Raw genomic sequence first — 11,420 nt, 5'->3', positions numbered from 1 at the left:
CCCGCCAGCAGCACGGCCAGCTCGTCATTGGATCCCCGCCTTCGCGGGGACGACGTCGGTTAAGTTTGAATCCCCGCCAGCAGCACGGCCAGCTCGTCATTGGATCCCCGCCTTCGCGGGGACGACGTCGGTTAAGTTTGAATCCCCGCAAGCAGCGCGGCCAGCTCGTCCATGTCGACGGGCTTCACGAGGTGGTGATCGAAGCCCGCCTCGAACGCCGCGCGGCGGTCCTGTTCCTGGCCATACCCCGTGACGGCCACCAGCACGATGGTCCCCGTCTGCGCATCCGCGCGCAGGCGGCGGGCCAGTTCATTGCCGTCCATGTCCGGTAAACCGATGTCCAGCAGCGCCACGTCCGGCCGCTGGTGCCGCGCCCGCTCCAGCGCGCGGTGCGAATCGTGTTCGACGTCGACCAGGTAGCCGCACGCTTCCAGCAGCATGCCCAGCGTGGCCGCCGCGTCGACGTTGTCGTCGACCACGAGCACGCGCAGCGGACGCCGCGCACCGCCCACTGTCCCGCCTGCAACGGCACCGGCATCGGCCGGCGCCACGCGCGCGCCCCCTTCCATCAGCGGCAGCGCCACCTCGAAGGTACTGCCCTGCCCCAGCCCAGGACTCGTGCAGGCGACGGTCCCGCCGTGCAGCTCGACGAGGTTCTTGACGAGCGCCAGGCCGAGGCCCAGCCCGCCCTGCGCGCGGTCGACCGAACGCTCGCCCTGCGTGAACAGGTCGAACACGTGTCCCGTGAGCTCCGGTTCCATGCCGATGCCTTCGTCGTGCACCGTCAGCAGCAAACGGCCACGCGCAGCGTCGACCGTGGCCGCGACGTCGATGCGGCGGTCTTCCGGCGTGTACTTGGAGGCATTGTTCAGGAGGTTCGCGAGCACCTGCACGAGGCGCGCCTTGTCGCCCAGCACCAGGGCGTCCGGGTCGGCGATGCCGATGGCGAGGTGCTGGCGGCGGGCCTCGAACATGGGGCGTACCTGCTCGATGGCCTCGTCGACGATGGCGCGGGCCGCCACGGGCGCGCGCGCGAGCGTGACGAGGCCGCGCGTGACGCGCGAGACGTCGAGCAGGTCGTCCACGAGACTCGTCATGTGGCGCACCTGGCGGCCGATGATGGCGCTGCTCTTGCGCACGCGGGCTTCGTCCAGGCGGCCGATGCGTAGCAGGTCGGCGGCGGCACTGATCGGCGCCAGCGGATTGCGCAGTTCGTGCGCCAGCATCGCGAGAAATTCATCCTTGCGCCGGTCGGCGGCGCGCAGCTTGTCCTCGGCCGCCTTTCTCTCCGTGATGTCGCGGAAGAACGAGACGATGCCGCCGTCGGGCGTCGGGTAGGCGCGCACTTCGCACCAGATATCGACGCCGTCCGGTATGCGCTGGCGGTACTCGGCGGTGCCGGCCACGCGGTCACGCATCACGCGGCGGTACATGCGCCCCGCTTCGCTGTCGATCGCTTCCGGCCACACGTCCCAGTGGTTGCACCCGATGAACTCGGCCGGATCCATGTGCGCGATGCGCAGCCCGGCGGGATTCATCTGCAGGACGGTCCAGTCGCGGTCGAGCAGCATGAAGCCTTCCGCGATCGTGTCGAGGATCGAGCGGCCGCGGTCGCGTTCCGCGCGCAGGGTGCCCTGCATGCGCGCCAGCTCGACGGCGTTCCGGATGCGCTCGGCCGTGCCGCGGGCCAGCGCCACCTCGGCGTCGGTCCACGGGTGCGGCCGGTCCAGGCCCAGCATCAGGAACGCCTGCAGCCGCCCGCTCTTGCGCAGCGGGACGGCGAGGCAAGCCTGGATGTCCAGTGCGAGATACGTGCCCTGGCGGGCGGCCGCGCGCGGGTCGGTGCGCACGTCGGCCAGCCGCACGATCTCGCCGGCGCGGCCCGCGTGCGCGAGGCCGGGGCCGAAGGCGTCGATGGAAAACGTGTGCCCGGCCGCGCTGGCGAGGCCGGGCCGGTGCCAGTCGCGCGCGACGGCCAGCGTATCGGGCGCCTCGTCGACTTCGCCGTACAGCACGCGCGCCATGCCCAGTTCCAGTCCCAGCAGGGTGCAGCCGGTGCGGATGGCGTCGTCGGCGGACGCCAGCGGGCGCAGCGCGTCGGCCACCGTCAGCTCGAACGCGGCGCGGCGCTCGGCCTGCACCCGGCTCGTCGTCTCGATGACGGTGCAATACAGGCCCGCCACGCGGCCATGGCCGTCGTGCAGCGGCGAATACGAGAACGTGAACCAGGTCTGCTCGCGGAAGCCATGACGCTCCATCGTGAGCGGCAGGTCTTCGAAATACGCGGATTTGTTGGACAGCGCGCGATCGACGATGGGCACGAGGTCGGGCCAGATCTCGGCCCAGACGTGCTGGAACGGCGCGTCGAACGCGGCGGGGTGCTTGGCGCCGAGGATCGTGGCGTAGGCGTCGTTGTACAGGAAGCGCAGGTCCGCCCCCCAGGCGACGAACATCGGGAACGCGGAGCTGACCGTCATCGACACGGCGGTCGCCAGTTCGGGCGGCCAGTCGGCCGGCGGCCCGAGCGGCGATGTGCTCCAGTCGTGCTCCTGCAGGAGACGCCGGACGTCGCTCTCTCCGCCGAGACCGGCAGTGGTACGCAGAATGTCAGCCATGGCCCGATTCTCGCATACCTGGCGGCGGGGCCCATGCACGATTGCAACTTTGTGCCTGAGCTCGCTTTGTCGCGTTACAGTTTGATGAAGTGCTCGCGGTAGTAGCGCAATTCTTCGATGGACTCGATGATGTCGGCCAGCGCCGTGTGCTTCTGCGCCTTCTTGAAGCCGGACGCCAGTTCCGGCTTCCAGCGGCGGCACAGTTCCTTCAAGGTGGACACGTCCAGGTTACGGTAGTGGAAGAACGCTTCCAGCTTCGGCATGCCGCGCGCCATGAAGCGGCGGTCCTGGCAGATCGAGTTGCCGCACATCGGCGACTTATTTGCCGGCACCCACTGCCTCAGGAAGGCGATCAGCTGTTCCTCGGCCTGGGCTTCGTCGATCGTCGACGCCTTGACGCGGTCGATCAGGCCCGAGCGGCCGTGCGTGCCCTTGTTCCAGTTGTCCATCTTGTCCAGCGTCGCGTCGCTCTGGTGGACGGCGATCACGGGGCCCTCGGCCAGCACGTTCAGGTTGGCGTCCGTGACGACGGCGGCCACTTCGATGATGCGGTCGTTGTCCGGGTCGAGGCCGGTCATCTCCATGTCGATCCAGACGAGGTTGAATTCGTTCGGGCGCGGAGTGGATACTTCGGTGGGGTTGGCTTGTGACATAATTCTCTCTTCGCTAAAAGCTTTTAATCAGTCGGGGGCAGAGCATTAATTTGGCGAGGTCAGAGCACAATCGTGAAAACCGTGCTCTGACCCCGCTGATAGAAATTCGTGCTCTGACCCCGAAAAACAGGATTTTCTCACAGGCATAGAATGCTTTCATCCGCGTTTTCGGTTTTGTTCGTCGTCTTTCTCCTGCTCACGCTCGGCCTGCGGTACTGGCTGGCGCGCCGGCACATCCGCCACGTCCTGCGGCACCGCGACCAGGTGCCGGCCGAATTCGCCGCGAAGATCCCCCTGTCCGCCCACCAGAAGGCCGCCGACTACACCGTCGCCAAGACCCGCTTCGGCCTGTGGGCCGCGCTGTGGAACACGCTCGTGCTGACCGGTTTTACCCTGCTGGGCGGCCTGCAGGCGCTGTCGACGGCGCTGCTGCACGCGCTTGGCCCCGGTATGGGGCACCAGATCCTGCTGATCGTCGCGTTCGCCATCGTCTCCGGTGGGCTCGACCTGCCGTTCTCGTACTACCGCCAGTTCGTGCTGGAAGAGCGCTTCGGCTTCAACAAGATGACGGTCGGGCTGTGGATCGCCGACGCCGTCAAGGGCGGCCTCGTCGGCGCCGTCATCGGCCTGCCGCTGCTGTGGGTCGTGCTCACCCTGATGGACAGGACGGGCGCCCTGTGGTGGCTGTACGCCTGGCTCGTGTGGAGCGGCTTCCAGCTGCTGATGATGGTGCTGTACCCGACCGTCATCGCGCCGATCTTCAACAAATTCACGCCGCTCACGGACGACAAGCTGAAGCACCGCATCGAAGGCCTCATGACGCGCGTCGGCTTCGCGGCCAAGGGCCTGTTCGTGATGGACGGCAGCAAGCGCTCCGCGCATGGCAACGCCTATTTCTCCGGCTTCGGTTCGAATAAACGCATCGTGTTCTTCGACACCCTGCTGTCGCGCCTGGCCCCGGAAGAGATCGAAGCCGTGCTCGCGCACGAGCTGGGCCACTTCAAGCTGAAGCACATCATCAAGCGCATCGGCGTGCTGTTCGCGCTGTCGCTCGCGTTCCTCGCCCTCCTCGGCTGGCTCAAGACGCAGGTCTGGTTCTACACGGGCCTCGGTGTGCTGCCGCTGCTGGGGCAGTCGAACGATGCGATGGCCCTGCTGCTGTTCACCCTCGTGCTGCCGGTCTTCACGTTCCCGTTCTCGCCGCTGACGTCGATCACGTCGCGCAAGCACGAATTCGAGGCGGACGCGTTCGCCGCGAGCCACAGCGATGCGCGCGACCTCGTGTCGGCCCTCGTCAAGATGTACGAGGACAATGCCGCCACCTTGACGCCGGACCCGATCCACTCCGCGTTCTACGATTCGCACCCGCCGGCCTCGGTGCGCATCCGTCACCTGCGCCTGGCGGGGGTCGCATGAACCTGATCGACCGCCACTGCGTGCACGGCGCACCCGCGCTGGACGACGCCGCGATCCCTGCGCTGCTGGCCGAGGTACCGGACTGGCATATCGACGGCACCCGTCTCGAGCGCGAATTCGTGTTCCGCGACTTCCACGAGACGATGGAATTCGTGAACGCCCTCGCCTTCATGATCCACCGCGAAGACCACCATCCTGACCTGGCCGTCGGCTACCGCCGCGTCACCGCGTCGTGGACGACGCATTCGGCCGGCAACCGCCTGTCCGACAACGATTTTATTTGCGCGGCCAAAGCGGATGCGCTGTACGCGGGACGGGCCGGCGCATGAGCAAACACGACCTCACAGGCACCATCGTCGCGGCGCACGGCCGCCATTACCTGGCCGACGTCGACGGCGAATTCCTCCAGTGCGTCACGCGCGGCAAGAAGACGAACGTGGCGGTGGGCGACATCGTCCACCTGAAACGCACGTCGAACGACCAGGCCGTGATCGAAAAGATCGCCGAGCGCACGACCTTGCTGTACCGCTCCGACCAGTACAAGAGCAAGCTGCTGGCGGCGAACATCAGCCGGCTGTTCATCGTCATCGCAACGGAACCCAGCTTCACCGACGACCTCGTGTCGCGCGCCCTCGTCGCCTGCGAGGCGGCGGGCGTGGATGCCCACCTCATCCTGAACAAGGTCGACCTGGAGCCCAACCTCGCCCGCGCGCGCGAACGCGCGAGCCTGTACACGCGCCTCGGCTACCCGCTGCACGAGGTGTCGGCGAAGACGCATCCCGACGACACCGTCGCGGCATTGACGCCGCTGCTGCAGGACCAGTCCTCGATCCTGATCGGCCAGTCGGGCATGGGCAAGTCGTCGATCGTGAACCTGCTCGTGCCGGACGCCGACATCGCCGTGCGCGAAATCTCGGAAGCGCTGGACACCGGCAAGCACACGACGACCTTCACCCGCCTGTACAAGCTGCCGGCCGGCGGCACCCTGATCGACTCCCCGGGCTTCCAGGAATTCGGCCTGTACCACCTGACGGAAGGCATGCTGGAACGGGCGTTCGTCGAGTTCAAGCCCTACCTGGGCGGCTGCAAGTACTACAACTGCCGCCACCTGGCGGAACCCCAGTGCGCCGTGCTGCAGGCCGTCGCGGACGGCAAGATCGCGAAGCTGCGCCACGAGCTGTACGCGCAGCTGCTGCACGAGTCCGCGCAGACGTTGTACTGACAACTTTTCCGAAACCGATTTCCCGGAAAGCAAGCAAAAACGCTTATAATCCAAGAGATTATCGTATCTCAGGCACAAAAATGGCTGGCACGACTCCCACCAACATCAAGCATTTCCTGCAGTTCTCCGACTTCACCCGCGACGAGTTCGAGTACCTGATCGAGCGCGCGACCGTCATCAAGCGCAAGTTCAAGAACTACGAGATCTACCACCCGCTCGTCGACCGCACGCTGGTCATGGTGTTCGAAAAGAATTCCACGCGCACGCGCCTGTCGTTCGAAGCGGGCATGCACCAGTTGGGCGGCGCCGCGATCTACCTGAACACGCGCGACAGCCAGCTGGGCCGCGGCGAGCCCGTCGAGGACGCCGGCCAGGTCATGTCGCGCATGTGCGACATCATCATGGTGCGCACGTTCGGCCAGGACATCATCGAGCGCTTCGCGGCGCATTCCCGCGTGCCGGTGATCAACGGTCTCACCAACGAACACCATCCGTGCCAGGTGCTGGCCGACATCTTCACGTACTACGAGCACCGCGGCTCCATCGTCGGCAAGACGGTGGCGTGGATCGGCGACGCCAACAACATGCTGTATTCCTGGCTGCAGGCGGCGGAAGTGTTCGGTTTCCACCTGAACGTGTCGACCCCGAAGGGCTACGACATCGATCCGCAGCTGGTCACGACGACGAACTACACCTTCTTCGAGAACCCGTCCGACGCCTGCGCCGGTGCACACCTCGTCAACACGGACGTGTGGACGAGCATGGGCTACGAAAAGGAAAACGCCGAGCGACTGAAAGCGTTCGACGGCTTCATCGTCGACGAAGCGAAGATGGCGCGCGCGAGCGGCGACGCGCTGTTCATGCACTGCCTGCCCGCGCACCGCGGCGAGGAAGTGTCGGCCGGCGTCATCGACGGTCCGCAATCCGTCGTCTGGGACGAGGCCGAGAACCGCCTGCACGTGCAGAAGGCGCTGATCGAATATCTGCTGCTGGGCCGCATCGAAGACAAATAATCAATCGCACTACCACGACCCATGAGCCTGATCGTCGGCCCGCTGAGGGCCGGCTGACCATCATCCCCCTCCACATCTGACACCACTGGAACTTCCATGAGCGACATCAAAAAAGTAGTCCTCGCCTACTCGGGCGGCCTCGATACCTCCGTCATCCTGAAATGGCTGCAGGATAACTACAAGTGCGAAATCGTCACCTTCACCGCCGACCTGGGCCAGGGTGAAGAGCTGGAACCGGCACGCGCCAAGGCGCTGAAGTTCGGCATCAAGCCGGAAAACATCTACATTGACGACGTGCGCGAAGAATTCGTGCGCGACTTCGTGTTCCCGATGTTCCGCGCCAACACCGTCTACGAAGGCGAATACCTGCTGGGCACGTCGATCGCGCGTCCGCTGATCGCCAAGCGCCTGATCGAGATCGCCAACGAAACCGGCGCCGACGCCGTGTCGCACGGCGCGACCGGCAAGGGCAACGACCAGGTGCGCTTCGAGCTGGGCGCGTACGCGCTGAAGCCGGACGTCAAGATCATCGCCCCGTGGCGCGAGTGGGACCTGCTGTCGCGTGAAAAACTGCTGAAGTACGCGGAAGACGCCGGCATCGACATCGACATGAAGCACAAGAACGGCGGCGCGCCGTACTCGATGGACGCCAACCTGCTGCACATCTCGTTCGAAGGCCGCCACCTGGAAAACCCGAGCGCGGAAGCCGAGGAATCGATGTGGCGCTGGACCGTGTCGCCGGAAGCGGCACCGGACGAGGCGGAATACCTGGACATCGAATTCCAGAACGGCGACATCGTGGCCCTGAACGGCAAGCAGCTGACCCCGGCCGCGGTGCTGACCGAACTGAACCGCCTGGGCGGCAAGCACGGCATCGGCCGCCTGGACCTGGTGGAAAACCGCTACGTCGGCATGAAGTCGCGCGGCTGCTACGAAACCCCGGGCGGCACGATCATGCTGAAGGCGCACCGCGCCATCGAATCGATCACGCTGGACCGCGAAGTGGCGCACCTGAAGGACGACCTGATGCCGCGCTACGCGTCGCTGATCTATAACGGCTACTGGTGGGCACCGGAACGCGTCGCACTGCAGACGCTGATCGACCACACGCAAAAGAGCGTGAACGGCTGGGTGCGCGTCAAGCTGTACAAGGGCAACGTGATCGTCGTCGCGCGCGATTCGAAGACGGATTCGCTGTTCGACCAGACCATCGCCACGTTCGACGAAGACGGCGGCGCGTACAACCAGGCGGATGCGGGCGGCTTCATCAAGCTGAACGCGCTGCGCATGCGCATCGCGGCGAACGCACGCAAGAAGCGCGGCCAATAAGTTTTGATGTTCGCGTAAAAGCCGCCGGTCTGCGAGGACCGGCGGCTTTTTTCATTCACGCACCCTCAAGACCGTCGCCCCTGCGAAGGCAGGGGCCCAAGTTGCGCGCGTGCCGACTGCGCGTAAAAATTGGATCCCCGCCTGCGCGGGGACGACGGGTGGTGAGCAACCGCGGTGGAATAAAAAAACCGTCCTCCCGCTCATGCGAAAGGACGGCAAAGGGAGGCGCACCGCTTGATCCCCGCCCCACCCCGCATTGCCCCCACGGCTGCGGCGTACGGCGGAAGCGGCTGGCGCCGGCTCACAACTCAGAAATGGAAGTTGGCGGTCAGGCTCGCCCAGCGCGGCGCGCCCGGCGTGTAGCGGTAGCCGCTCTTGTTGATCGAGGCGACATATTCCTTGTCGAACAGGTTGTAGACGTTCAGGCGCAGGTCCAGCCAGCGGTTGACCCGGTAGTCCGCGACGGCATCCGCCACCCAGTAGCTGTCCGCATACGCCGGCGTGCCGACGGCGCCGTCCGTCCCGCGCAGCAGCTTGCCCTGGTGGCGCACGCCGCCGCCGAGCGTCAGGCCGTGCGCCAGTTTGTACGTCGTCCAGCTCGTGAAGGCCTGCTTCGGCGTGTACGACAGCGCGTTGGCGCCGCTCGCCGTGACGAGCTTGCCCGCCTCGATGCTCGTGTCCATGTACGTGTAGCCCGCGTTGATCGACCACGCGCGCGTGATCTCGCCCGTCACGGCCAGCTCGACGCCCTGCACGCGCTTCCTGCCGGTCTGGTAGTACTTCAGGTCGACGGGATCCTGCTCGACCTCGTTCTTCACGTCCGTGCGGTACAGCGCCGCGTTCAGCCCGAGGCGGCGGTCGAACACTTCCCACTTGGCGCCCAGTTCCGTCGTCGTGCTGACCTGCGGGTCATAGATCGGGTTCGCCGCGCTGTTCGCACTGGCGCTCAGCGCCAGGTTCGAGCCCGGCGGGTTCCTCGAGTTGGCCCACAGCGCGTACACGCTGCTGTTCGCCGTCGGCTTGTACAGCGCGGACACCTTGCCGCTCACGAGGTTGTCCGACAGTTCGATATGCGTCGGCACAGGCGTGCCCACGGGGAGCGTCGGGGCCGACGTGGCCGTCGACAGCGCGATGGCGTCATACGTCGTGTCGAAGTGGTCGAGACGGGCGGACGCATTGAAGATCCATTGGTCGCCCAGCTTGATCGTATCGAGTAGATAGCCGGATTCCGTCGCGGATTCCCCCCGCGTGCGTGCGCCGCTCGGCTGCAGGTTCAGGCCTGCGATCGGCAGGGCCGGGTCGGGACGGTACAAATTCGCCGGCGCCAGCGTGCCGCCGCCCACGTAGCTGCGGTTCGACTGCTTCTCGTTCGACAGGTCCAGGCCCGCGACGAGCGTGTGGCGCAAGGTGCCCGTATCGACATCGGCCGTCAGCGTCGTCTGGTTCGCGAGCACCGTGTTTTCCTGGTCCTTGACCGTCCGGATCGTCCGCGCCAGCGACCACGTGGACGGGTCCGTGGCGCTCGGCGCGACGATGTTCGCCGCCGAACCCATGAAAGCGCTCAGCAGGTAGAACTGCTTGGTCTTGCCGTAGCGGCTCGTGTTCTTCAGGCGCATGCCATTGCGGAACTCGTGCTCGATGATGGCCGTCGCCATGTCGGCCGTCACCTTGTCGTAGTCGGACAGCGCGCCGTAGTAATTCCGCGGATCGACGGGCGCGGCGCCGGTGAGGAAAGGCCGCGTCGCGTCCGGGCTGCGGTAGCCCGGCAGGCCGATGGTCGGCACGCCGCCGTCCGGGCGGTTGTCCTGCTTCACGTGCAGGTAGTCGAGATAGACGTGGGTCGGGCCGTGCAGGCCGAACGCAAGCGACGGCGCGATGGCCCAGCGCTTGTCGCGCACGTCGTCGCGTGCCGGATTGCCGGCGCGCTGGTCGAGGACGTTCAGGCGGAATGCGATGCCGGACTCGCGGTCGATGACGCGGTTGATATCGGCGGTGCCGCGCACACGGTCCGCGCTGCCCACCGTGAGGCTGGCGTCGCCGGTGTTCTTCAGCGTCGGCTGCTTCGTGTTCAGGTTGATGGAACCGGTGGGCGCGCCGCGGCCCGTGTCGGTGCCGGCCGGGCCTTTCAGCACGTCGATCTGCTCGATGTTGAAGACGTCGCGCGAGATCGAGCCGATGTCGCGGATGCCGTCGACGAACAGGCTGCCGGACGTATCGAAGCCGCGCATGTAGACCGCGTCGCCCGTGTTCGTGCTGCCGTTCTCGCCGAGGAAGAACGTGCCCACGCCGGGCGTGTTGCGCAGCGCCTCGGTCAGCGTGGTCGCGCCCTGCTGCTCGAACAACTCCTTCTTGATGACGATGACGGTCTGCGGGGTGTCCACCAGCTTTTCCGTGTACTTGGACGATTGCGCATGCTCGGCCTTGTAGTCGTTCTCGCGCGCGCCGTTGACGTGGACGCGGTGCGGGCGGCCGGCGCCGGCGTCCGCATCGGCGGCGGCGTCGGGATCCGGCGCCGCGTGGCCGGCGAGCGGCAGCACGAGCATGGCGAGCGCGGCGCCCGCGCGGCGCGGTGTGGAAGGAGACAGATGCTTACGGCTGGTGATCGAGGTTCTCATCGTGGTCGTTGAATGTTGTTTTTGAATGTTTGTCGGAACGCCACGAACTGTATCAAGTTTTAACGGACAAGTAAACGCGAATCATTCTCATTTGTGTTAACAATACAAGTTTCACTCTTTTCAGCCTGACGCCGGCGCGCTACCATCGCGTCTTCGTTTTCCGCCTGCGAAGTGCGCATGAGCGACACCGGCGAGAATCCCTGCCTGTCGGGGGTTCCCGCTGCATGACCTACCGCGTTTCCTTCTACTGGGCCGGCGCCGACGCGCGCGGCCGGCCGCCCGCGCTCACGGAACAGGTGAACGCGCATTTCTCGTGCATGGCCGGTACGAATGCGAAAGCGCCGCGGTGCGCCGCCCTGCAGGGCGAGCCCGGCGGCAGGTACGCGTGCCGCGTGTACGAACAGCGGCCCGAGCCCTGCCGCGAAGTCCAGATCGGCGACGTCAAATGCCTGCAGGCACACGCGCGCCACGCCCTGCTGGCCCTGGCCTGAATGGGCAATCCCCGGATTGGTGCACGCGGAGTCCCTTGCCTCCGGGCAGAAATGTTACATTCACCA

General features: G+C 66.0%; 9 protein-coding genes. 6 read left to right on the top strand and 3 right to left on the bottom strand.

The genetic code is table 11. The features are described 5' to 3' along the window. Positions 1-131 precede the first annotated feature (131 nt). Together QPK29_RS28260 and orn are read right to left on the bottom strand one after the other, a co-directional pair. On the bottom strand, positions 132-2,615 hold the full coding sequence (locus tag QPK29_RS28260; RefSeq protein WP_371771556.1) for a hybrid sensor histidine kinase/response regulator: 2,484 nt from the start codon (positions 2,613-2,615) through the stop codon (positions 132-134). 74 nt (positions 2,616-2,689) lie between these two features. After that, positions 2,690-3,268 (bottom strand): oligoribonuclease, encoded by a 579-nt coding sequence (gene orn, locus QPK29_RS28255; RefSeq protein ID WP_371771557.1) that lies wholly within the window; start codon positions 3,266-3,268, stop codon positions 2,690-2,692. Positions 3,269-3,418: 150 nt separating this feature from the next. Here orn and QPK29_RS28250 point away from each other — a divergent pair, with 150 nt between their 5' ends. From QPK29_RS28250 to QPK29_RS28230, 5 genes are all read left to right on the top strand, one after another. Further along, positions 3,419-4,684, top strand: a complete 1,266-nt coding sequence (locus QPK29_RS28250) for a M48 family metallopeptidase (RefSeq protein ID WP_371771558.1) — start codon at positions 3,419-3,421, stop codon at positions 4,682-4,684. Further along, positions 4,681-5,013 (top strand): 4a-hydroxytetrahydrobiopterin dehydratase, encoded by a 333-nt coding sequence (locus tag QPK29_RS28245; protein ID WP_371771559.1) that lies wholly within the window; start codon positions 4,681-4,683, stop codon positions 5,011-5,013. Before QPK29_RS28250 ends, QPK29_RS28245 begins: the two co-directional genes overlap by 4 nt. Further along, positions 5,010-5,906, top strand: a complete 897-nt coding sequence (gene rsgA, locus QPK29_RS28240) for a ribosome small subunit-dependent GTPase A (RefSeq protein ID WP_371771560.1) — start codon at positions 5,010-5,012, stop codon at positions 5,904-5,906. The genes QPK29_RS28245 and rsgA overlap by 4 nt, the downstream gene beginning before the upstream one ends. Before the next feature lie 80 nt (positions 5,907-5,986). Beyond that, entirely contained in the window at positions 5,987-6,919 is a 933-nt protein-coding gene (gene argF / locus QPK29_RS28235) for an ornithine carbamoyltransferase (RefSeq protein WP_056127216.1), read from the top strand. Between the two features lie 96 nt (positions 6,920-7,015). Next, complete coding sequence (locus QPK29_RS28230; protein ID WP_056127213.1) at positions 7,016-8,248, top strand: argininosuccinate synthase; 1,233 nt, start codon at positions 7,016-7,018, stop codon at positions 8,246-8,248. A gap of 308 nt (positions 8,249-8,556) precedes the next feature. Here QPK29_RS28230 and QPK29_RS28225 read toward each other — a convergent pair whose 3' ends face one another. Then, the gene (locus QPK29_RS28225; protein WP_371771561.1) at positions 8,557-10,863 is read right to left on the bottom strand and encodes a catecholate siderophore receptor Fiu; all 2,307 of its coding nucleotides are present in this window, start codon (positions 10,861-10,863) and stop codon (positions 8,557-8,559) included. A 224-nt stretch (positions 10,864-11,087) separates the two neighbouring features. Here QPK29_RS28225 and QPK29_RS28220 point away from each other — a divergent pair, with 224 nt between their 5' ends. Further along, positions 11,088-11,354 carry a YkgJ family cysteine cluster protein gene (locus QPK29_RS28220; protein WP_371771562.1) on the top strand — a complete coding sequence of 89 codons (267 nt, stop codon included), beginning with the start codon at positions 11,088-11,090 and terminating at the stop codon, positions 11,352-11,354. The last annotated feature ends 66 nt before the right edge of the window (positions 11,355-11,420 follow it).

The organism is Massilia orientalis (assembly GCF_030411975.2).
In the GTDB taxonomy this organism is placed as follows: Bacteria; Pseudomonadota; Gammaproteobacteria; order Burkholderiales; family Burkholderiaceae_D; genus Telluria; species Telluria orientalis.
This window is presented reverse-complemented; position numbering and strand designations above follow the sequence as displayed.